At 62.2% G+C, this 20,869-nt stretch carries 22 protein-coding genes; 12 read left to right on the top strand and 10 right to left on the bottom strand.

All coding sequences use genetic code 11. From position 1 onward, the window contains the following. Positions 1-68: 68 nt before the first annotated feature. Positions 69-1,472, bottom strand: coding sequence for an aminotransferase-like domain-containing protein (locus PH551_RS11510; RefSeq protein ID WP_285193083.1), 1,404 nt, complete (start codon positions 1,470-1,472; stop codon positions 69-71). Between the two features lie 215 nt (positions 1,473-1,687). Between PH551_RS11510 and PH551_RS11505 the strand changes: the two genes are divergently transcribed. The 4 genes from PH551_RS11505 to PH551_RS11490 all read left to right on the top strand — a co-directional run bounded on the left by PH551_RS11505 (position 1,688) and on the right by PH551_RS11490 (position 3,891). Next, the gene (locus tag PH551_RS11505) at positions 1,688-2,593 is read left to right on the top strand and encodes a S1C family serine protease (protein ID WP_085780016.1); all 906 of its coding nucleotides are present in this window, start codon (positions 1,688-1,690) and stop codon (positions 2,591-2,593) included. Between the two features lie 133 nt (positions 2,594-2,726). Then, positions 2,727-3,107 (top strand): VOC family protein, encoded by a 381-nt coding sequence (locus PH551_RS11500; protein ID WP_285193082.1) that lies wholly within the window; start codon positions 2,727-2,729, stop codon positions 3,105-3,107. A gap of 254 nt (positions 3,108-3,361) precedes the next feature. After that, on the top strand, positions 3,362-3,745 hold the full coding sequence (locus tag PH551_RS11495) for a hypothetical protein (RefSeq protein ID WP_259668253.1): 384 nt from the start codon (positions 3,362-3,364) through the stop codon (positions 3,743-3,745). Then, positions 3,727-3,891, top strand: a complete 165-nt coding sequence (locus PH551_RS11490) for a hypothetical protein (RefSeq protein ID WP_176536308.1) — start codon at positions 3,727-3,729, stop codon at positions 3,889-3,891. Before PH551_RS11495 ends, PH551_RS11490 begins: the two co-directional genes overlap by 19 nt. Here the strand turns inward: PH551_RS11490 and PH551_RS11485 are convergent. Further along, positions 3,882-4,796 (bottom strand): SDR family oxidoreductase, encoded by a 915-nt coding sequence (locus PH551_RS11485; RefSeq protein WP_285193081.1) that lies wholly within the window; start codon positions 4,794-4,796, stop codon positions 3,882-3,884. The two genes, PH551_RS11490 and PH551_RS11485, sit on opposite strands and share 10 nt — an antisense overlap. 106 nt (positions 4,797-4,902) lie before the next feature. Here PH551_RS11485 and PH551_RS11480 point away from each other — a divergent pair, with 106 nt between their 5' ends. After that, positions 4,903-5,463: a TetR family transcriptional regulator gene (locus PH551_RS11480; protein WP_285193080.1), complete on the top strand. Its 561-nt coding sequence runs from the start codon at positions 4,903-4,905 to the stop codon at positions 5,461-5,463. Between the two features lie 7 nt (positions 5,464-5,470). Here PH551_RS11480 and PH551_RS11475 read toward each other — a convergent pair whose 3' ends face one another. Continuing rightward, complete coding sequence (locus tag PH551_RS11475; RefSeq protein WP_285193079.1) at positions 5,471-5,947, bottom strand: YcgN family cysteine cluster protein; 477 nt, start codon at positions 5,945-5,947, stop codon at positions 5,471-5,473. A gap of 193 nt (positions 5,948-6,140) precedes the next feature. On the opposite strand from PH551_RS11475, the gene PH551_RS11470 reads away from it, so the two are divergent. The 3 genes from PH551_RS11470 to PH551_RS11460 all read left to right on the top strand — a co-directional run bounded on the left by PH551_RS11470 (position 6,141) and on the right by PH551_RS11460 (position 9,609). Next, entirely contained in the window at positions 6,141-8,327 is a 2,187-nt protein-coding gene (locus tag PH551_RS11470) for a transglycosylase domain-containing protein (protein WP_183703746.1), read from the top strand. 150 nt (positions 8,328-8,477) lie between these two features. Then, a complete protein-coding gene (locus PH551_RS11465; protein ID WP_285193078.1) occupies positions 8,478-9,065 on the top strand; it encodes a DUF1214 domain-containing protein in 588 nt (195 codons plus the stop codon). Next, positions 9,058-9,609, top strand: coding sequence for a DUF1254 domain-containing protein (locus tag PH551_RS11460; RefSeq protein ID WP_285193077.1), 552 nt, complete (start codon positions 9,058-9,060; stop codon positions 9,607-9,609). Before PH551_RS11465 ends, PH551_RS11460 begins: the two co-directional genes overlap by 8 nt. A 52-nt stretch (positions 9,610-9,661) precedes the next feature. Here PH551_RS11460 and PH551_RS11455 read toward each other — a convergent pair whose 3' ends face one another. Then, positions 9,662-9,829, bottom strand: a complete 168-nt coding sequence (locus PH551_RS11455) for a hypothetical protein (protein ID WP_285193076.1) — start codon at positions 9,827-9,829, stop codon at positions 9,662-9,664. Positions 9,830-10,668: 839 nt separating this feature from the next. On the opposite strand from PH551_RS11455, the gene PH551_RS11450 reads away from it, so the two are divergent. Further along, positions 10,669-11,718 carry a hypothetical protein gene (locus PH551_RS11450; RefSeq protein ID WP_285193074.1) on the top strand — a complete coding sequence of 350 codons (1,050 nt, stop codon included), beginning with the start codon at positions 10,669-10,671 and terminating at the stop codon, positions 11,716-11,718. Between the two features lie 19 nt (positions 11,719-11,737). Here PH551_RS11450 and PH551_RS11445 read toward each other — a convergent pair whose 3' ends face one another. The 4 genes from PH551_RS11445 to PH551_RS11430 all read right to left on the bottom strand — a co-directional run bounded on the left by PH551_RS11445 (position 11,738) and on the right by PH551_RS11430 (position 16,521). Then, positions 11,738-12,082, bottom strand: a complete 345-nt coding sequence (locus tag PH551_RS11445; RefSeq protein ID WP_285193143.1) for a DUF1491 family protein — start codon at positions 12,080-12,082, stop codon at positions 11,738-11,740. Positions 12,083-12,497: 415 nt separating this feature from the next. After that, positions 12,498-13,946, bottom strand: a complete 1,449-nt coding sequence (locus PH551_RS11440) for a methyl-accepting chemotaxis protein (RefSeq protein ID WP_285193142.1) — start codon at positions 13,944-13,946, stop codon at positions 12,498-12,500. A gap of 108 nt (positions 13,947-14,054) precedes the next feature. Continuing rightward, positions 14,055-15,008 carry a peptidoglycan-binding domain-containing protein gene (locus tag PH551_RS11435; protein WP_285193073.1) on the bottom strand — a complete coding sequence of 318 codons (954 nt, stop codon included), beginning with the start codon at positions 15,006-15,008 and terminating at the stop codon, positions 14,055-14,057. Beyond that, entirely contained in the window at positions 14,980-16,521 is a 1,542-nt protein-coding gene (locus PH551_RS11430; protein WP_285193072.1) for a sensor histidine kinase, read from the bottom strand. The genes PH551_RS11435 and PH551_RS11430 overlap by 29 nt, the downstream gene beginning before the upstream one ends. Before the next feature lie 451 nt (positions 16,522-16,972). Between PH551_RS11430 and PH551_RS11425 the strand changes: the two genes are divergently transcribed. Together PH551_RS11425 and PH551_RS11420 are read left to right on the top strand one after the other, a co-directional pair. Then, on the top strand, positions 16,973-17,461 hold the full coding sequence (locus PH551_RS11425; RefSeq protein WP_285193071.1) for a DUF5330 domain-containing protein: 489 nt from the start codon (positions 16,973-16,975) through the stop codon (positions 17,459-17,461). 495 nt (positions 17,462-17,956) lie between these two features. Next, positions 17,957-18,379, top strand: coding sequence for a SufE family protein (locus PH551_RS11420; protein WP_064801307.1), 423 nt, complete (start codon positions 17,957-17,959; stop codon positions 18,377-18,379). A 376-nt stretch (positions 18,380-18,755) separates the two neighbouring features. Here the strand turns inward: PH551_RS11420 and PH551_RS11415 are convergent, their stop codons facing one another. Both PH551_RS11415 and PH551_RS11410 read right to left on the bottom strand, forming a co-directional pair. Then, complete coding sequence (locus PH551_RS11415) at positions 18,756-19,187, bottom strand: Ros/MucR family transcriptional regulator (RefSeq protein ID WP_010060045.1); 432 nt, start codon at positions 19,185-19,187, stop codon at positions 18,756-18,758. Between the two features lie 456 nt (positions 19,188-19,643). Then, complete coding sequence (locus PH551_RS11410; protein ID WP_085780013.1) at positions 19,644-19,859, bottom strand: hypothetical protein; 216 nt, start codon at positions 19,857-19,859, stop codon at positions 19,644-19,646. Between the two features lie 187 nt (positions 19,860-20,046). On the opposite strand from PH551_RS11410, the gene msrB reads away from it, so the two are divergent. Continuing rightward, positions 20,047-20,460, top strand: coding sequence for a peptide-methionine (R)-S-oxide reductase MsrB (msrB, locus tag PH551_RS11405; protein ID WP_085777480.1), 414 nt, complete (start codon positions 20,047-20,049; stop codon positions 20,458-20,460). Positions 20,461-20,869 lie beyond the last annotated feature (409 nt).

Raw genomic sequence — 20,869 nt, 5'->3', positions numbered from 1 at the left:
CAAGGGGCCGGTCGCAGATGGGCGCAAACCATTCGAAGAGCGGCCTGGCAGGCCGCGACGCGGCCGGATCAAAAGAACGAAGCCGCCATCTCCGGCGGTCCTTCCAGCGCATGGGCCATGAACTCCAATGCGCCCTGCAATTTCTGGCGTGCAATCGGGCCGCCGAGGCAGACCCGGACGGCCTCGGGCGCGGCACCCTCGACCGTGAAGGCATCGCTTGCCACCACGCCGATGCCAGCGGAATGCATATGGCTGCCGAAGGTGGAACGGGTCCAGCCGTTGGCCAGAGGCAGCCAGATATTGAAGCTGATCGGATCGGCGCGGTAGCTGCCGGCGGGCAGAACGGCGGCGACCATCTGCTGGCGGGCGCCCGCCTCTGCGCGAATGAAGCGGAGGATCGCATCGGCCGTGCCATCCTCGATCCATCGGGTGGCGAGTGCCATATTCAACGGCGAGGCCATGACATTGTTTGCGCGCATGGAGCTGACGAAGGGCCACACCGCCCTGGTGTCGGGCGCCACAACATAGGCAAGGCGCAGGCCCGCGCCGAGGCATTTCGCCAGGCCGCCAATATGCCAGGTCAGATCGGGCGCCGTCGCCGCAATCGGCGCAGGCCCTTCTTGCGGAATGAAGCCGTAGGCATCGTCCTCGACGATCGGCAGGTGATATTTGCGGGCGACGGCTGCGATTTCCGCACGGCGTCCGGCGGGAATCGTCAGCGTCGTCGGGTTCTGCAGCGTCGGATTGAGGTACAGCGCCTTCGGCTTCAACCGCTCGCAGGCCGCGGCCAAAGCATCCGGCCGGATTCCATCCCCGTCCATCGGCAGGCCGGCAAGATTGAGCCGCAACTGGGCTGCGATCGAGCGCATCCCGGGATAGGTGATGATTTCCGAAAGTACGGTCTCGCCGGGCTTGGCCAGCAGGCCGAAGATCGCCAGGAGAGCCGGATGGGCGCCCGGCGTGACGAAGAGCCGCTCCTGCGAGGGCGTCAGACCCCGGCGGCCGAGCCAGGCGGCGGCGGCCTCCTTGTCTACTACTGAGCCGCCGAAGCCTTGATAACGCAAAAGCGGGATCAGACTCGCGGCTACCGCCGACATGCCTTCACGCATGCGGGCGATCAACTCCAGATCGTCCGGTTCCGGCGGTAGGTTCATCGAGAAGTCGACAACCGACGCTCGGCGGGGATCGGGCGCGTAATCGGCGCCTAAGTCCTGGTGCTGCCTGACGGCAGCGCCTGTGACGAAAGTGCCTCGACCGACATGGGAATCAACGAGGCCGCGCTTCTGCGCCTCGACATATCCTCTCGCCACCGTGGTGAAATCGACGTTCAGCCGTTTGGCAAGTTCGCGCTGCGGCGGCAGCCGGTCACCTGCTACCAAGTGACCGCTGCGCAGATCCATTTCGATCAGATCGGCGATCGCCATGTAGCGCGGACTGCTGCTGCGGCTGAGATCGGGATACCAGTCCATCATGTCGTGATCCGTGCACGTCTGATTCCTGGATTGACTGTATATTGTTGCGCAGCGCCCTACCACCCCCGCATATTCCGGTATTCCTCCACGCCAGGAGAGGCGGTGGCGGAAATTCCCGCCGCTCCAACCTTGCCGCCGCCCCTTCATCTCCTTACCTATGGAAGGAGAAGTGCCGGCTTTCGGCGTTGCTCGGCGGCGCCCATCGGGATGAAAGCATGAATATCGATCCTATCTTGCGGTCAGTCGTGGCCGTCCGTTCCACCATTCCGGAAGATGCCTTCACGGCGGAGACGCTGGGCACCGTCCGCGAGGGCAGCGGCGTGGTCATTCGCGACAATGGGCTGGTGCTGACCATCGGTTATCTCATTACCGAGGCCGAGGAAGTCTGGCTGACGACCCTGGACGGCCGGGTGGTTCCCGCCCATCCGCTTGCCTATGACCAGGAGAGCGGTTTCGGACTGGTGCAGGCGCTCGGCGTCCTGAACGCGCCGGCGGTGGATTTCGGCGATGCGGCCGCGGCCAAGCCCGGCGATCCCGTCGTGCTTGCCGACGGCATCGGCGAATATGTCCAGGCAAACATCGTGGCCCGGCAGGAATTCGCCGGTTATTGGGAATATCTTCTGGATGAGGCGATTTTTACCGCGCCGGCTCATCCCGCATGGGGCGGCGCGGCGCTGATCGGCGCGGACGGCAAGCTTCTCGGCATCGGTTCGCTTCGTCTGCAGATGAGCCAGGACGGCGAGGTGGCCGATATCAACATGATCGTTCCGATCGATCTTTTGCCGCCTATCCTGGACGATCTCTTGAACCGCGGCCAGGTCAACAAGCCGCCGCGGCCCTGGCTCGGCGCATTCTCCGCCGAAAGCAGTGGCGGCGTGGTGGTGATGAGCGTCGCCGAAGGCGGCCCGGCCGCCGAGGCCGGCCTGCGTCAGGGCGATATCATTTCGGAAATCCGCGACGAAGAGGTCGATGGCCTAGCCGATTTCTACCGCAAGCTCTGGAGCAGCGGCCCAGCCGGCGCCGAGATTCCGATGCGGATTCTGCGCAACGGCCGGGAGGCCTGGCTGCGGATCAAATCCGCCGACCGCAACAGCTTCCTGAAAAAGCCGCAGCTGCAGTAGGTCGCGCCCCGGCTGGCCTCGCAAGAGGGGCCGGTCATCCGGCGCGCCTGTTCGAAGCATGTTCTCTCGTTGACTTGGAGCGGCCGTTGAAAGATGCTGCCGGCCAGCCTGGGATGAACGGAGTTTGAGGTCCATGTTTGATCATATCTCCATCGGCGTCAAAGATCTCGAAAGAGCCCGCCGCTTCTATGACGCGGCGCTGGCGCCGCTCGGATATGAACGCCTGTCGAATTCCGACGGCATGATCGGCTACGGTTCCGAACAGGTCGGCCTCTGGGTGATGCAGGTTGCGCACCCCGTTGTCGCCGACATGCAGTCCGGGCTGCATTTCTGCTTCGTCGCGCCGGACGAGGCTGCGGTCGACGCGTTCTATGCGGCTGCGATCGCCTCCGGCGGCACGGACAACGGCGAACCAGGCATCCGGCCGGATTACGGCCGCTTCTATTATGCCGCCTTCGTCATCGATCCGGACGGCTACCGCCTCGAGGCCTATTTCCACAAAGGCGAAATATAACGGCCGTCGGGGCCGCAGCACTTGAGGGGCCGAGGACACCCTCGCCCGTCAGCCAGCCTGTCGGGCGGCGCAATGATCATCATGCCCAGCATCTCGGAGGTGCCAGCTGTGCCTGCGCCAGAGCCTCTGTCAGTCGCGAAAATCCCGTTGCGTTGCTCCGGCGAAAGGCGCATTGTTTCAGCTTCGGCAGCCATCGCACGGGCGCTGCCGACTGAGGGTTTCATAACCCCCGCCCCGACGAAAGGAGGACGTTGATGTCTTCCACTTCCGATAAGCCCTATCTGACGTCATCCGATCTCGACATGCTTCAGGGCGTGCTCGACGCCGCCGGCTATACAACAAAAATCCCGGTCGAGGACGAACAGGCCTGCAACGCCGCAGCCATGCTGCTGATCAAGCTGTTCCAGGAGGGCGTCACCTCGCCGGTCATGCTCTTACGGGCGCTCGAATACCATTTCGGCAAACCGAAGAAGCAACCGAAACCGGTCACCCCCGTCTGCAACCGCTATGCGATCCAGGGATTGCCGCGCGAACGCCGAACCAAGCCGCCGGTCAAATTCTGCAGGCGGGTAACGCGTGGCCAACAGCTTTCAATTCCAGTCCAACGGGAGATCCATCCATGGCAAAAGGACAGCTGAGAAGCAATCGCGAGGCCCGCAAGCCGAAGAAGGACAAGCTGGCGACGAAGCCGGAAACCAGCTTCGCCGGACAGATGAAGACGGCGGCCCAAACCGCGCCTCAGGGCAGCAGCTCGCCCAAGGGCGGCGGTCAGCCTCACCGGTAATCGGTCACGTCAGCCGGTTTGCCCGGCTCCTGCACTTCCACCAGATAGCGCCAGCAATCCGGCCGCGAACCGTCGATGTCGTCGAAACCATAGGCCTTGGCCAACCCGCCGCTCGACAGCGACTGGCCGTTCCAGCGGGCGCGGTCGGGATCGGCTGACAGCGCCGTGACCGCACGGCCGATGAAGCGCGGAGTTTCGGAAATGGCGAAATGCGGCTGCACCTTGGTCGCGTCGCGCCAATTCTCCTCGCCCACACCATAGGCCTCCAGCATCATTTCGGAGCGCAGCCAGCCAGGCGTGATCGAAACGGCGGTGGCGCCGTATTTGGCCAAGTCCTGCGCATGCGCCCAGGCCATGCGGGTGACGCCCGTCTTGACGAGGTCGTAGAAGGGCGAGAGCCGGTAATGCGTGGCATTGTATTCTGCCGTGCCGTCGGTTACCTCCACCAGCAGCCCGCCCGGCCGCTCGATCATCAGCGCCAGCGCGTAATGGGCGGTGATCAAATGCGTCTCAATACCGAGCCGCAGCATGCGCAGGCCCTTGTCCAGCGAATGCTCCCAGACCGCCTTGTCCCATTCAAACAGCTTTTCGCAGCCCCAGATGTCATTGACGAGGATGTCGAGCCGGCCGACTTCCGTCCGGATGCGCGCGACGAGCGCCTCGACCTCATGCGGAACGAGATGATCCACCTGCACGGCAATGCCCTGGCCGCCAGCCGACGTCACCAGCTCGACCGTCTCCTCGATCGTTTCCGGCCGCATATATTCGGATTGCCCGGCGCGTGTTGTGCGACCCGTCACATAGACGGTGGCGCCGGCAGCGCCGAGTTCCACCGCAATGCCTCGGCCGGCGCCACGCGTCGCGCCCGCCACCAAGGCCACTTTCCCCCGCAAATCCGCTGTCACGTTTCCATCCTCCACGCTAGAACCGAGAGCCGGCGGACTGCCACCGGCCCTAGTTGAATATAAACGAATGTTCGTTCATATTAAAAATTAACGCAAGGGGAAATTCATGCCGCGCCGCCGCACCCTTTCCGACGAACAACTTCTCGCCATGGTGCTGGCCCTGATCTATGCCGAAGGGCCGGATGCAGCAACGTTTGCGGCGGTGGCGAAGGCGAGCGGCCTTTCCGGTTCAACACTGGTTCAGCGTTTCGCGACAAAGGCGGCGATGTTGCGCGCCGCGCTACTGTACGCCTGGGACCGGCTGGATGCGGAAACAGAGCGGCTTGCCGGCAGCGTGGCGAAAACGCCGGAGGGCGCCGTCGCGCTGCTCGTCGGCCTGTCGCAGGATTACGGCGACGATGCCGCCGCCTATGGCGAAGGATTGCTGGTCCTGCGCGAGGATTTTCGCGATCCGGTGCTGCGCGCCCGAGGTGCGGCCTGGGGAACGACGCTGACGGCGGCGATCGCACAATGTTTCGGCTCGGCGAAGGCGCCGGAAACGATCGCCCGGCTGATGCTGTCACAATGGCAGGGATCGCTCACCTGGTGGGGCTTTGGCGCCGGCGGCCCGGTGGCCGCCTATGTGGAGACGGAATTGCGGCGCTTCCTGTCAGCAGTGGAATTATGACCGCCGCTCACGCTTCTTCTTCATCCTTTTCCGCGCCCACGGTCAGCGGCCAGTCAACGACGTAATCCTCGAGATCGTCGATATCGATCTCGTTTTCATTGATCGTGCGGCCGCGGGCGGAAATGCCGGCGGCGTGGACGGTCTCGGGATCGCCGGAGACAAGCGGATGCCACCAGTAGAGATCGCGGCCCTCATTAATCAGCCGGTAGCCGCAGGTCGGCGGCAGCCAGGCGATCTCGGGCACGTTCTCTCTGGTCAGCTGCACGCAGTCCGGCACGAAATCCCAGCGGTTCTCATAGCTGGAGCAGCGGCAGCTGTGGCCGTCCAGCAGTTTGCAGCTGACCGAGGTGAAATAGATATCGCCGCTATCCCATTCCTCGAGCTTGTTGAGACAGCAGAGGCCGCAGCCGTCGCAGAGGCTTTCCCATTCGGCGGCGGTCATTTCGGCAAGCGTCTTCTTCTTCCAGAAGGGCAGATCGTTCATCGTCCGTTTCTTGCAACAGCGGGCCGCAAATTCACGTGACCGCCACTCTATCTCTCTTGTTATCCGCGGCAAAATCAATCAATTCTTCAGCATGCTCCTGGTATCGGAGAGCTTTCGGGCGATCGGGCCTCGCGCTTTCGTCGCGTCCGGCGACCGGACATGAGGCAAGCGCGATCAGGCGGGAATACAGGACGTGCAGGATCCGGACAACCCTGAAAAAGGGCCTGAAAAGGAAGCAGACAAGCGAACCGGTGACACGGTGGGCAGGCGGCCGACCAGGAGCCGCCACATTCTGCTGCGCATCGATTCGTGGATCGATTCGACCGTCTGGAACGCCGGCTTCCGCGCCGCAGAGATCTGGGAAGACACCACCATCTTCTTCCGCCGCTTCCGCGTGCGCGGCTGGAAACGCATCGTCTTCGAGCTCGCCGGCGAAGGGCTGACCCTCGGGGCGGCCGGCGCGGTGCTGATGCTGGTGCTTGCCCAGCCGGCCTTCGAGGCGACCAAGGAGGACTGGCGCAATCGCGGCGATTTCGCCGTCACTTTCACCGACCGCTACGGCAACGTCATCGGCCATCGCGGCGTCATCCACCAGAATTCCGTACCGATCGACGAGCTGCCGGATTCCCTGATCAAATCCGTCCTTGCCACCGAAGACCGGCGCTTCTTCGACCATTTCGGCATCGACGTGGTCGGCCTCTTCCGCGCGATGGTGACCAACGCCCAGGCCGGCGAAGTCGTGCAGGGCGGCTCGACGCTGACCCAGCAGCTGGCCAAGAACCTCTTCCTTTCCAACGAGCGCTCGCTCGACCGCAAGATCACCGAAGCGTTCCTGGCCCTTTGGCTCGAGGCAAACCTTTCCAAGAAGGAAATCCTCTCCACCTATCTCGATCGCGCCTATATGGGCGGCGGCACCTTTGGCGCTGCTGCGGCGGCGCAGTTCTATTTCGGCAAGAATATCACCGATGTGAACCTTGCCGAGTCGGCGATGCTGGCCGGCCTGTTCAAGGCGCCGGCCAAATATGCGCCGCACGTGAACCTGCCGGCGGCGCGTGCGCGCGCCAACGAAGTGCTGACCAACCTCGTGCAGAGCGGTCTGATGACCGAAGGTCAGGTGATCGCCGCCAGACGCAATCCGGCGACCGTCGTCGATCGCAACGAGGTGGAATCGCCGGATTTCTTCCTCGACTGGGCTTTCGACGAAGTGCAGCGGCTTTCGCCGCGCTTCCACCAGCACTCGCTGATCGTGCGCACGACGATCGACATGGGCATCCAGAAGGCGGCCGAAGATGCGGTCGAGACGTCGCTGCGCGAATATGGCGAGGCTTATCACGCCAAGCAAGGCGCCATGGTGATGATCGAGAACGGCGGCGCCGTACGCGCCATGGTCGGCGGGCGGGATTACGGTGAGAGCCAGTTCAACCGCGCCACCAAGGCGCTGCGTCAGCCCGGCTCCTCCTTCAAGGTCTATACCTACGCGCTGGCGATGGAGAGCGGAATGACGCCGCAGACGACGATCGTCGACGCGCCGATTTCCTGGGGCAATTGGAGCCCGCATAATTACGCCAACCGCTATGTCGGCCGCATCACGCTCGAGACGGCGATCGCCCAGTCGATCAATACCGTGCCGGTGCGGCTTGCCAAGGAAAAGCTCGGCATCCAGCCGATCCGGGCGATGGCGAAAAACCTCGGCGTCGAAACGCCGATCCGCGACGACGTCACAATCCCGATCGGGACATCGGAGGTGACGGTGCTGGATCAGGCGACAGCCTATGCCACCTTCCCGGCCGGCGGTTATCAATCGCGCCGCCACGGCATTACCCAGATCCTCGATTACGAAGGCGATGTGCTCTACGACTTTGATCGTGACGAGCCGGCGCCGAAACGCGTGCTGTCCGAGCAGGCCGATGCCTACATGAACCAGATGCTGTCGCGGGTCCCCTATGTCGGCACGGCACGAAAGGCGGCACTCGACAACGGCATCCTGACAGCCGGCAAAACCGGCACGACCCAGGCCTATCGCGATGCCTGGTTCGTCGGCTTCACCGGCAATTACACCTGCGCCGTCTGGTTCGGCAATGACGACTATACCTCGACCAACAACATGACGGGCGGCTCACTGCCTGCGATGACCTTCAAGCGCGCCATGGACTACGCCCATCAGGGTGTGACGTTGCGCCCCATCCCCGGCGTCGAACCCCCCCCGCCCTCGGAAAAGGATCTCGCCAAGACCGCGGCCGCCAAGCCGCAGGACGGATTGCCGCAGCTCATCCGGCCGCGCATGCTCTCGGTGCAATCGACAAACATTCTCAAGAAGCTCGGAGAGAAGTTGAAGGCCGCCGCGCCGCCGACGCCGCAGAAGGTGGCGAGTGCGGATTAGGAGCTGCGTGGAAGTGTCGCTTTTCTCTGTCTCCGCGAGCATTCAGACGAGACCAGCAGCCTCTGACAGATCGGCGTTCATTCGCCACCCGGCATTCCACCCTGCCAGAATCAGTGTTAACCCTGTCATCCCGGTTTCCAAGGTCATGACGTGTTTCGATTCCCCCTTTTCATCCTGATCACGCTGATCGTCGCCTTTGGCGGCGGGATCATGATTTCGCTTTATGCGCTGGATGCGACACAGGGTTTCGGCGCGATCAAGCTCGGCGCCTGGGAGGCTTTTCCGGCGCTGCAAACAGTCGATGCCGACCCTTACGCCAAGTCGCATCGGGCACGCGCCGGCAAGCTGCTCTACGGCAGCGCCGAGGGCCTGACCTTCACGGCGAGCGTTGACGACGAAGGCGCACGGCTGAATGCCGGCTGCCGCTACCGCCTCAGCGGACAGACGCCACCCGCCCGGCTCTGGACGCTCTTTACCGCCGACAATGGCGGCAATCCGGCGCCGGTGAAGACCGGGCTTCCGGCGGCGCTTAATTCCTGGACGGTGCTGCGCCAGCCCGACAGCAGCTTTTCGATCGAGATCTCCGCCGTCGCTCGGCCGGGCAACTGGCTGGCCTTGCCGCAGGCCGGCACCTTCCGGCTGGTGCTGACGCTGTTCGATACGCCGACCGCCGGCAGCTCCGGTGTAATCGATCTCGCCATGCCGAAACTCACCAAGACCGGGTGCGGCAATGGTTAGGATCTTCTTCGCCGTCCTGACCGGGCTTTTCGGTGCGGCGCTGCTGCATCTCGTCATCATCCTGTCCCTGCCGCATTTCACCGGCAGGGATGCGGCGACTCGTGTGGCGGCAGAGGGCGATCTCAACAATTTCTATCTGCTCGGCGAGCAGTACGACGAGGCTGGGCTTGCCAATGGCGACCCCTTCCTGCGGACCGCCGTCTGCTCCTTCGACGTCGAGGATGCGCCGGTGCATTTCACCGCCAAGGGCAATGTGCCCTTCTGGTCAATCGCCATCTACGACAGCGCCTCCAACGAGGTGTTCAGCATGAACGACCGGACCTCGGTCGGCGGGGCGCTCGACGTCCTGGCGGGCGGCCCGATCCAGTTGACGGACTTGCGCAAGAATCTGCCGAAGGAACTGGATCAAGCGATCCTGGTGGAAATGGCGCGGCCGGACGGTTATGCCGTGCTACGGACGCTGGCACCGCAGGCAAGCTTCGACGAAGCAGCGCGCAACTTCCTGACGGAAGCGGGCTGCGAGCAATTCACCCCCGGCAATTAAGCGGGATGTCTGTTCTCAATTTCGGCATCACGCTCCGGGGTTGAGGAAGCGCTTACTTCTTCCTGGCGCACGGCGCGGGCGCCGGACCATGTCTAGGCTTCTCGGCGAGCCGCTCGTAGCGGACCCCGGTGAACCAGAGGATCTTGGCTTCGCGCGGTTCCTTGTCCGGGCGACGCGGCGCCCGCGGCCGCCGATCCGCCAATGCGACTACTATTGCCATTCTCGTCTCCATGCACTGCCCGAGACGGATGAACTTGCGACGGATTTCACCCTGCCCGCCAATCTGCGGGCCGGCGCGTCCTGCGGTGCTGGCATGGCCGAACCGAGGGCATTCGCGCCTTTCCCACGGCACCTGACTGAAATACCGTGATGCGGAGTTTCGACGATCCAAACACTCAAATCGCGTCGTTCCTGTCCGAATTGAGACACATGACAGTTAACAGTTTACTAATATTCGGTGGATGCCAAATACAGTTTCCGTAACTTCCTCTTCAACGCTTGAAGAGTCGATTTAGTTTCACGCCCCCGCTGAAAGATCAGAAGGCGGCCGGCAATATAAAATTAGAAACAATTCATATGGTTGACGCTATCTGCCAGCCGCAGGCGGTGCCGGTGTTGCAAATATGCGGCACAAAAATATTCGTTGCGGCACATCCGGATCGGCTTTGGTTTGTCCCGCATTGGCCACGCGTTTCGGGAGAGGGACCGATCGCAGTTCCCGCCACGCTCGAAATGGCTGTAGCGGCCCGATTTTCATCTTTCTCGTTGCGGCATGTTCGAATCGCGAGAACGATCCGAAGGGAGGAACGAGCTGTTTCAGCCGCCGCGCCGGCCGCGGGAACTGCCCCAGCGCCCTTTCAAAACCGATCGCCTTTCCTTGCCGGCAAACAATTCGCCGCACGTTCCGCAGGCATATTTCTGTATCATTTTAATAAAATCTTCAGCATCCATTAACCGTACCGCTGTAGGATTTGTTCATATCCGTGTGGTCCGAGAGGCGTATCCGCCAGCGCTATCGGCCCGCGGTTTCCCTTGGTTCTGCGTTTTCAGGGTGTGCTTGTGCGTGACCGGTTTCGAGACCTGGAGGGCCCATTGGCCGTCAGGAAAAAGGACGTGGTGTTAATGGCGACGGTGAGCAGTTTCGAGAGCCTATCTCGTCCGACACGATCCGAGCTGCGCCAATTCGCCGAACTTTTCACACCGCTGTTCCAAGCTTCCTCCGAGGAGGCCAAGCGCCAGGCGGTCGCGGCCCTTTCCCAATGCGAGACCATGCCGGCAGCCGTGGCGCTGTTCATCGGCAATCAGCCGATCGAGATCGCCGCGCCTTTCCTTATCGCCTCGAAGGCCATTGCCGACGACACGCTGATCACCATCGCGCGCATGCACGGTGCGGCGCATGTCAAGGCGATCGTCAGCCGCGATTCGCTCTCACCGAAGGTCATCGACGCGCTGGTGGCGTTGCGCCAGACCCAGCCGCGCGCCGCGGCCGCTTCGACGCCGATCACGGAACCGGTGACCGTCCCGCTTTCGCCGGTTCAGGTGGAGAGCAACGAGGCCGAAGCGCTGGAGGAGCAGCGCGTCGCCAATGAAGAAGCCTTGCGCGGACGCATCCTCGATCTCGCCAGCCATCTCGCCCGCGATGATAAAGACAGGCTCGGCCTGCGCACCCTCACCGACGTTCAGGAGGCGCTGCTGGTGCGCTTCGCCCGGTCGCACGAGGCGACGCATTTCGCCACCGCACTTGCCGATGCGCTTTCCGCCAGCCGCTGGCTTGCCGAACGCATCATGCTCGACCTCTCCGGCCAGCAGCTCGCCACGACGCTGACGAGCCTCGGCATGGACTTTCTCGACGCCGTCTTCGTGCTGGAACGCTTCTATCCGCATCTTGCCGAACAACAGCACAATGTGACGCGCGGCTGGATGGTGCTCGATGCGCTCGATCCGGAAGAATGCCACGCAAGGGTGGAGGCCTGGCGGCGCGCCGATCGTTACACCTACAAGGCCGAGGCACCCGATTCGGACACATCTCGGAAAACAGAAACCCACCGCTTCGTCCGTCAGGCGCCGGTGCAGCGCGATATGCGCGCGCTGGGGCGGCGGTCGCGTTGAGTTGAAGAAGACCTGACCCTCAGCGATCCCCCGCCAAGGGGACCATGTCCCCCAACTCCTCCGCCTCCAGCTCGACGATCCAGAGATCTGGGTCGAAGCGGCGTTCGCGATCCAGTATCGCCCGCACCGCTTCCGGCTCGCTTCGCGCGAGACGGACTTCGAACAACCGGTCTCGGATCTCGTCTTCGCCGAAGGCGGTCTGCGGCGCCGGCGCATAGAGGGTCTCCAGGCCGTCGCGGAAGTGCTGGCGGATGAAGATCGCGCCCGCCTCCTCCGCGCCCTTCTTCTCCACAGCCGCGAAATCACCACTCGCGAAGACGCGGCGCAGAAGGGAAGATACGAAGATGTCGGCGCGTAATCTCATCAGCGCGGTATAGAGCCTTTCCGAGTTGGATTGAAGCATCCTGTTGGCTCAAACGGAGTCGGGTGGTCGACCGGCCGGCGCGCGTCGTAGCCCAGCTCTGCGGCCAAGCCGGCCGGTCGATCAGCCGGCCCGTTTCTGCCAACCCTCCCGCAGATTTGCCCGGCAAATCTGCAAGACTTGAGAATCGCCGGACGCATTTATCGCTTCGCCACGGCGAAGCGGTGCGGCCAGTGGGCCGGGCATGTTTCCGCCAGGATCAAAGCGATCGGCTCGGACGTACCTCGGGGGTATGCCCGTCGCCAATCGCCTTTACCCTGACGAAAACCTGCGCCGGCAGAATGCTTCAATCTAGCTCGGAAAGGCTCTAAGACCGGCGCCAGCGCCGGCAATCCGCAGTCGAGCCTTGACGAATGCGTCAGACCTTGATCGCCAGCCGCAAGCCACCCCAATGGCGGCCCCTGACGGTGATCGGCGCGGAGATATCCTTCATCATCACGAAATTGCCGCCGCCCATGTCGCGGCGATAGGTCTGGACGAGGAAAGGTGCGGTGCTGCGGCCGGCGGCAAGGCCGACGCGATCGGCGAAGACGCGGCGATTGCGGCAATTGGCGGTGTTCCAGACGACGTCGCCTGGCCGCTGTGGCTGCGAAAACTTCCGGTTATGGGTCGGCAGATAACCGTTTTCGTCGACCGCCGCGCAGAAAGCGACGCGCTCGTCCAGGGCGACGACGGCCTCCTGGATCGGCGGCAGCAGACGGTCGGTGAGCTCGGTGAAGGCGGCCATCACCTGAACCGGATCGGTGTCAGGCAGCGGCCGGTAGCGCCGGTCGAAGAGGGCATCGAAACCGATCTGACCCTCGGCGACGGCGCGTTCAAAAGCGCCTGATATCTGCCTTGCCACCGATTTTGCTTCCTCGATCCAGCGGCTGTCGGCGGTCTTGACGCCGGCGCTCGCCGTCAGCTGGATCAGCGTTTCCGAGAGGCCAACGACGCTGTCGACGCGTTTTGCCGCCTGCTGCAGCCTGACATTCGAATCGGCGACCTCGGCGGACATCTCGCCGAGCTTCTGGACGAAGCCGGCGCATTGCTGGTCGACCGCCTCGGTGGTGTTGGCCATGACGGTCGAACTGTCGAGAATGCGGGTGATGACATGTTCCATACTTTCGAAGGCGCCGCGCATCGCCTCCGACTTGTCGCGCACGCCGGCGGCGCTGTCGCGGGCATTGCCGCCGACCGCCGACAGCCGGTCGATCTTCACCCGCAGCTCATCCAGCGTGTCCTGAATGGAGCCGGTCGCCTTCGACGTCTGCAGCGAAAGTGCGCGCACTTCGGCGGCAACCACGGCGAAACCCTTTCCTGCCTCGCCGGCGCGCGCCGCCTCGATCGCGGCGTTCAGCGCCAGAAGGTTGGTCTGGCGGGCTATGGTGCTGATCTCCTCGGCAATCTTGTCGACATCCGCAAGCGATTTCGAGAAGCCGGCGATTTCGGCGCCGATGACGTTGGAAGCCTGAACCATATGGCCGATCTCGGCAACGGAGCCGGACAAGCGGTCGGCCGATTCCTTGAGCATCTGGCGGGCTTCGGCCGCCGTGCGGTCGGTCTCGCTCAGCGACAGGGCGACCGAGCGATTGGTCTCGGCAATCGAAAGTGCGGTGCTGGTGACATGATCGAAGGCGGAGGTGTGGCGCGCCGACATCGCCGCCATGTCCTGGATGGCGCCGGCAATATCGACGAGATCGATGCCAAGGGTGGAGGCTTCTTCAGCAAGGCGCTGCAGGATGTGGCGCAATGCCTCGCGATCCGGGCTTTCCGCTTTGGCCGCCGGTTCTCCGGCCAGATCGTCTATCGCCTTCAGCGCATGCATGACCGACATTCCCCCGCCGCAATGGGCAAAGCTTCGGACAACATGGTTAACAAGTTGCAAACGGCGCTAGGGTCTTGGACTTAGGTTGTAATCTACGGCGCGAACGCCTTAGATCGCACCGATTTCCTTCAACTTCTTCAGCACCGCTTCGTTCGGTTCGCCGTTTTCGGGGAGGTTATAGTGCTTCTGGAAATGGCGGATCGCGGCGCGGGTCTGCTCGCCCGCCACACCGTCGACGCCGACATTGGCATAGGCCATGTTGGAAAGGCCCTTCTGGATTTTCAGCACCAGGTCGACGGTGGCGAGCTCGCTCGATGGAAGCTGCTTTGCGGCTGACGGAGCCGTCTTGACGGTCTTTTCGGCGCTGCGGATCGCGGCAGCCACCGGGTCTTCCGCCGCCGCCTTCGAGGTGACATCCTCAGGCGGTTTTTCCACAGGCACAGTCGAGGGGCCGGCAGCGTCGGTTCTCAGCGCGGCCAGCACCTCCGGCGTCGCTTCCCCAGTCTGGGCCATGCCGACGGTCTCCTGGAAAAACAGGATGGCGGCGCTGGTGCGGGGACCAATGATGCCGTCGGCGGTGCCGTTATAGAGGCCGCGACGCACCAGCTGCTGCTGGATGTCCATGACGAGCTGGCTCGGCTGCTGAGCGGCTGCGGCCGGCGCCGGCGTCCCGCTGGTGGTGGCGGCATCCTCCGGCCGTTCGATCCGGAAGGTGGTGACGTCAGCCGGCTGTTCGTCGGTTGGACGGCGCGCACCGAGCACATTGGGAGACTGCGGGTCGCGGGTGCGGAAAATCGGGTGCGGATGCAGGCCAGGCTGATACCAGAGCGCGTTGGCCGCAACGAAGGAGAAGATGACGAAGAAGGCGATCGTGCCACCGGCGACCGACGGATTACGGCCGATGACGCCGCCGAGCGCGGACGCCCCCTGCAGCCCTAGACCACCCAGCGCGGAGGCTCCCTGCAGGCCGAGCGCCCCGAGAGCGGCCGCACCGGACACGACAAGGCCCGGCTGCTGCCGTCGCTTCTTTCCCTTAGGCGATTTTCGCTTGCGCGCGGCCATCGAAAAGCCCCTCTTCCAATTCTGCTCCGGTGCCGACCGCGTCCTTCAGCCGCGGCGGAAATTCGACGGTCGCGCCATGGCCGGCATTTTCGGCGCGCCGGGCGCCCGAGCCATCCACCGCGATCTCAACGGTGATGATCGTACCTTCGCCCGGCTGGCTGGCAATGGCAAAATTGCCGCCATGCAGCGCCACTAACCCCTTGACCAACGAGAGGCCGAGACCGCTGCCCTCGAAGCGGCGGGTGTAATCGTTCTGAATCTGGACGAAAGGTTGGCCGAGCATCGCCAGCTTATCGGCGGCAATGCCGATGCCGGTATCGCTGACCGTCAGCTTCAGAATGCCGTCACGCGCCGCCGCATCGACCGAGACGACGCCGCCGGCTTCGGTGAATTTCACGGCATTGCCGACGAGATTGATGAGGATCTGCTGGATGGCGCGCTGATCGGCGACGATCTCGCCAAGCCCGCGCTGAATCCGGCTCGTCAGCGTGACGCCCTTGGTCTTGGCTTGCAAAGCCAACATCGATTCGCAGGATCTGACGGAGCTTGAGATATCGAAGGCATCGAGAATCAGCTCGTAGCGCCCCGCTTCGATCTTGCTCATGTCGAGCATCGTATTGACGACGGAGAGCAGATGCGCGCCGGATTCGCGGACGAGCCCGACATATTCACGCTGGCGGTCGTTTTCGAACTTCCCGAAATATTCGCCGATCAGAATATCGGAGAAGCCGAGGATGGCATTCAGCGGCGTGCGCAGTTCGTGGCTGACCGCGGCGAGGAAGCGCGACTTGGCATCATTTGCCGACTCGGCCTCGGCCGCACGGTTCTGGGCTTCGGCCCGCAGCTGCTGCTCGACGGAGACATCGCGCAGCTGGGCGATGACGGCGGCAAGCTCGCCATCGGCATCACGGCGCGCCGTCATATCCATTCTCAAATAGGCGAACTGGCGCTGATCGCGCGAGACCGAAGGCCGGTCGAGGCGCAGATCGACGCTTGCGGCATCTTCGCCTCGCCTGAGCTCATCGAGCGCCTGCAAGAACAGGATACGGTCTGAGACATGCACCTGCTCCAGGAAGCCCCTGCCCTTCGGATCGCGCATCCAGGCAAGGAAATCGCGCCGGTCGCGGCCGCCGATGGTGGCGACGCTGCCGTGCGGATCCAGGAAGAAGACGAGGCCGGGGGTGACGGCGAGGAAGAAATCCTCGGCCGACTGTGCGGCAATGCCGGCGGACGAGCCCTGGCGGGCCAGCGCGATGCTGCCGACGGCGGAAAAGAGAAAGGCGGCGCAGACCATGGCGACGCCGGCCGGCAGCGCGACGGCCGGACTGGTGACCGCCGAAAGACCGACAGGCGCGGCGACGAGAGCGGCCGAGGAGAGCAGCACGAGGCGGCGCAGAATCGCAAGCTCGCGCTGGCGCACGGCTTCGCCGCCGCCCGTCCGGGAAAGCCAGCTTGTCGCCGCCCGGTCTACGAGGGTCGTCACCCAGCCGCCAATGTCACTCAATACTCGCACGCAATACCCGCCCAAAGAGGCTGTCTGTCGATCCGGACAATAGGCCGCCGCGACTTAAGGAAAGGATAAGGCAAAGGCGCTGTTCACAGCCAGAAAGAGCAGAAATTCCCACTTTGGAGCATCCGAGAGCTCCTTTGCTTTTTGTGGTTAATGGCCAGTAAGCGGCGGATTTCCTTCATATTTCAGCATCGCGTTAACTCCTGTGGCAAGGCGAACCGGCAAAAACCCTGCAATTGCAAGCAGGTGCCGCCCTGATACTTAACGACAATCGCTCGCATTCGACTTAAATGCGGCTCAAATGCACTTCGCTAAAATTTGAATTAAATTTGCCGCAAATGCGCACGAGTTTCGAAAAGAGGCATTCGCAACTTGCCGATATGGTGAAAGCACACCGGACAACCGGCCTGATTCGGCGATAGAACCGGACGGGAAAACAGGATGGGCAACGACAATGTGGTTTCTGATCAAAGGATCCTTCTGGTTTGGCCTTGTGCTCGTGCTTCTTTCCGTCTTCAGCACGGAGGGATCCGACAAGCTCCCCGGCGGCCCGCAATTGCAGCTCTCCGATGCATTCACGGCGGCGAGCGGCGCCTACGACTATCTCACTGGCATGTGCTCGGAAAAGCCGGAGGTCTGTGCCAAAGGCGCCGAGACCCTGACGGCGCTCGGCTACCGGGCCCGTGAGGGCGCCCGCGTCGCTTACGAGCTTCTCGACAGCCAATTCACGGAGGAACCGACGACGACCGCAAGCCCCGCCGAACCGGCAAACCGGTTAGCAGCCGCCGCACCCTCCCTCGCCTCTCCTTCCGCTCAGGAGAAGGTACGCGAGGCAAAGGGTGCGCTCAACCAGCCGATGCCTTACCGTCCGCCGGTCGACGATGAAGCCGCGACCGTAGTAACCGGCGCGATCCCGCTGCCGACGCCGAAGCCGGCTATCTGACGAAATTGCGCGAGCAATCGGCCCGCCGCGCATGAGCAACATTCGGAGGCGAGACCGCTTCTCAATTGAATTCTAAAGCGCGGTGCGATCCTTGAGATTCGCCTGCCGCGCTTTAAGTCCTTGGTTTACCGCATGTCTTTCACGCAAAACCGCTGCACACTTTTGCGCGACATGCTTTAGAGCTTGCATCGGTGGTCCGCATGACGCGGAAATGCCCCATGCTGACGTGCCTGCCCTGTTTAATTCAGCAGATTGCTGCGCCGTGAGGATGCCCATCCCTCACGGCGTTTCTTTTGAGAGCATGTCGCACAATAATGTGCGGTGGTTTTCGATAACGACGTGCGTAAAATAAAAGCTGGAGCGCGGCATCGGCAAGACGACGCGCTTTAGCGGTTCAAATCTGTCGGTCTATCACCTATATGCAGTCCTAGAGCATGTCCGGACGCAAAATTGCCGTGTCGTTTTGCCAGCATGCCAAAAGGTGAAAGGCATTTTATGGCATCCCTCGACCAGATCATCGATGACTTCGCCTTCCTGGACGATTGGGAAGACCGCTACCGCTATGTCATCGAACTGGGCAAGGCGCTGCCCGAGCTCGCCGAGGAAAAACGCACCTCGGAGAACAAGGTGATGGGTTGCGCCAGCCAGGTGTGGCTGGTGACGCATACGTCGGGCGATCCGGAAAACCCAATCATGAGTTTCGAAGGCGATTCCGACGCGCATATCGTGCGCGGCCTCGTCGCCATCGTGCTTGCCACCTATTCCGGCAAGCCGGCTTCCGAGATCGCTGCTCTCGATGCCTTCGAGATCTTCTCGAAGATCGGCTTGGTGGAGAACCTGTCGTCGCAACGCTCGAACGGGCTGCGCTCGATGGTGAAGCGAATCCGGGAAGAGGCGAAAGTCCGCGCCGCGGCCTGAACGCGATCGATTCGGTCGGTCAGCGCGGCCGATTGCGCATTTGCGGAGACGGCCAATCGACTATATTAACACTTCCTTATAGTATAGGAATACATTCTACGCCACCCTCCCAAGCGTAAGAGAGGCTTCCTGATAATATTCCGTCTCCCCCGTGCATGATCTGCGACAGCGGCGGAATAGTCAGGGTAGATTATTATCCTCATTCAGAACAGGATGAACTCTGTGCCGTTTGCACTAAAGTCTGAATCCTGCTTTCATTTAACAGGCCCGGACAGACAGCGCCCGGAAACGCAACCGGTTTTCGGCATCATGTTTGCGGTACAGACAGAAAAGCCGGGCACAAGACCCGGCTTTTGTCGTTGACTGCTTCGAAAGCTCAGCCGCGGCCGCGCTTGCGGCGCTGACCCAGGCCCATCTCCTTCGCCAGGCGCGAACGCGCTTCGGCATAGGCGGGCGCGACCATCGGGTAGTCGGTCGGCAGGTCCCATTTCTCACGGTATTCTTCCGGCGAGAGACTGTGATGCGTCATGAGGTGACGCTTGAGGGACTTGAAGTTGCCGCCGCATTCCAGGCACGTAATCTGCTCGTCCTGTACGGACTTGCGGACAGAGACTGCAGGCTTCTGCTTTTCGACGACAGCCGCAGCGGGCTGCGGTACGGACGTGTTGCTCAGTGCCGAATGCACGTCGGAAATCAGATTTGCCAGGTCGCTGACCGGGACAACATGGTTGCTGACATAAGCCGCGACGATGTCGGCCGTCAGTTCCACAAGCAGCTCCGGCCCATTGCCGGTCGCCATATCCGTCATATTTTTTCTCCTGTTAGCATGCTCAAACGATCTTTGACTGTCACGCCAAAGACCCGCCTCGTAGAAGCGAACAGCAAAAGCACAGGAAGCAATCTTCTGTTTCGAAAAACGTGAAATCCACCCCTAGATTCCGAAGTCCGAGACCTGTTCTTATACTGCCTGACCGAAAACCACTACCGTCTTGCTCCAGGCGATGGCCCCAGTTAGACATTGAAAAATCAAAACTGAGGGACTTGGAAGCAGAACGATTGTAATTCACAATCAGAATTCTACTTGCATTTTCAAATACCATCGTTTGGCCGAAAGGCCAATTATTATTTGTCGTTTTTCTTGAGAAAAAATGGCTGAGGAAGAATTATAGGACTTTAGGCCAAGCTTTACTCACAGCTTCCTGTGCATAAGTTCGGCGTAAAACAGGTTAAGACGCCAATAGCACGGGTTCAGAGAGTTGCCGTGTCAGGCCAGCGAGCGGGAGAGACGCGTCAGCAGCCGGACGACCGAACCGTGCAGGATAAAGAGCAGAAGCGTCAGCGGCCAGAGCAGGCAGGCGACAAGTCCGGCGAGACGATGAAACGTCAAACCGGCATGATTCGCCCAGCCCTCCAGCAGCGTGACCGTCATGGCGGTCACGGTCACGAGGCCGTAGAGCAGGACGATTGCAGCTTCAAACACCAATGGCTCCTCAATGTACGTAACATTAACCCTAACAGAAAACCCTTAATAGATGTAAAAGCAGACGTCTTCCCTGATAGCTGCATGCCGCGATTCCCGCGGGCCGGCGCCGGAGGCTTGATCAAACAAGGACGGCGCACCACATTTCTGGCGAAACGGAACCGCCCTTCGGCGAAAGGAGCACGTCATGTCCGAAACTGCAACCACCGCCAAGATCTATAAGTCTGACGCCGAATGGAAAGAGCAGCTCACGCCCGAGCAATACCGCATTACCCGCCAGCACGGCACCGAACGCGCCTTCACCGGCCCCTACTGGGATTCCTTCGAGACGGGGCTCTACCGATGCGTCGGCTGCAACGCGCCGCTTTTCCGCTCTGACACGAAATTCGACGCCGGCTGCGGCTGGCCGAGCTATTTCGAAGCGGTTTCTCCCGATGCTGTGACCGAGCATCGCGACACGAGCTACGGTATGGTGCGGACTGAAATCCGCTGCGGCACCTGCGACGCCCACCTCGGCCACGTCTTTCCCGACGGCCCGCCGCCGACCGGCCTGCGCTACTGCATCAACGGCCACGCCATGGTATTCGAGCCGGGGGAATAAGCGCCGAGCCATGATCGGCACGATCAAAGCACTCCAGGCGGCATAGTCGCCGCGGCGAATTAAGTTCCGGAGGCCACCTGAGCCCGGCAAAGGCCGCGCCGGCCTACGACATCTCGGCCGCAATTGTCACCTTCTCGGCGGCCGATTGATCGTGCCGCCCACTCAAGTGGGCTGATCCGCCGCTTCGACCCTGACCAGAAGGGACCGCAAGTCGGTCTCATTTAGATTCTCTTTTTCGAGGAGAAGGCGCCGCTGTCTGTGCAATGACGGGGGTGACGGTGATCAGGACGGCTCCGGCGGCGATAGCTGCGGAAACGGCGATCGTGCGAAGCCTCGGGGCTAAATCGAACATCGGTTTGCTCCTCGACTCTCCTCGTTTGAAACTTGAATTCGGAAGAACGGGCCCGGC

This window comes from Rhizobium atlanticum (assembly GCF_030182485.1).
Classification (GTDB): Bacteria; Pseudomonadota; Alphaproteobacteria; order Rhizobiales; family Rhizobiaceae; genus Rhizobium.
The sequence above is the reverse complement of the archived record's forward strand: the minus strand, read 5'-3'. Positions and strand labels throughout refer to the sequence as shown.

Coding starts and splice junctions, on each gene's coding strand:
- PH551_RS11445 (WP_285193143.1), bottom strand. CDS start 12,082: ATGAGATTACGCGCCGACATCTTCGTATCTTCCCTTCTGCGCCGCGTC.
- PH551_RS11475 (WP_285193079.1), bottom strand. CDS start 5,947: ATGAACGATCTGCCCTTCTGGAAGAAGAAGACGCTTGCCGAAATGACC.
- msrB (WP_085777480.1), top strand. CDS start 20,047: ATGTCCGAAACTGCAACCACCGCCAAGATCTATAAGTCTGACGCCGAA.
- PH551_RS11425 (WP_285193071.1), top strand. CDS start 16,973: ATGTGGTTTCTGATCAAAGGATCCTTCTGGTTTGGCCTTGTGCTCGTG.
- PH551_RS11505 (WP_085780016.1), top strand. CDS start 1,688: ATGAATATCGATCCTATCTTGCGGTCAGTCGTGGCCGTCCGTTCCACC.
- PH551_RS11480 (WP_285193080.1), top strand. CDS start 4,903: ATGCCGCGCCGCCGCACCCTTTCCGACGAACAACTTCTCGCCATGGTG.
- PH551_RS11460 (WP_285193077.1), top strand. CDS start 9,058: ATGGTTAGGATCTTCTTCGCCGTCCTGACCGGGCTTTTCGGTGCGGCG.
- PH551_RS11490 (WP_176536308.1), top strand. CDS start 3,727: ATGGCAAAAGGACAGCTGAGAAGCAATCGCGAGGCCCGCAAGCCGAAG.
- PH551_RS11440 (WP_285193142.1), bottom strand. CDS start 13,946: ATGCATGCGCTGAAGGCGATAGACGATCTGGCCGGAGAACCGGCGGCC.
- PH551_RS11455 (WP_285193076.1), bottom strand. CDS start 9,829: ATGGCAATAGTAGTCGCATTGGCGGATCGGCGGCCGCGGGCGCCGCGT.
- PH551_RS11435 (WP_285193073.1), bottom strand. CDS start 15,008: ATGGCCGCGCGCAAGCGAAAATCGCCTAAGGGAAAGAAGCGACGGCAG.
- PH551_RS11500 (WP_285193082.1), top strand. CDS start 2,727: ATGTTTGATCATATCTCCATCGGCGTCAAAGATCTCGAAAGAGCCCGC.
- PH551_RS11510 (WP_285193083.1), bottom strand. CDS start 1,472: ATGATGGACTGGTATCCCGATCTCAGCCGCAGCAGCAGTCCGCGCTAC.
- PH551_RS11420 (WP_064801307.1), top strand. CDS start 17,957: ATGGCATCCCTCGACCAGATCATCGATGACTTCGCCTTCCTGGACGAT.
- PH551_RS11415 (WP_010060045.1), bottom strand. CDS start 19,187: ATGACGGATATGGCGACCGGCAATGGGCCGGAGCTGCTTGTGGAACTG.
- PH551_RS11495 (WP_259668253.1), top strand. CDS start 3,362: ATGTCTTCCACTTCCGATAAGCCCTATCTGACGTCATCCGATCTCGAC.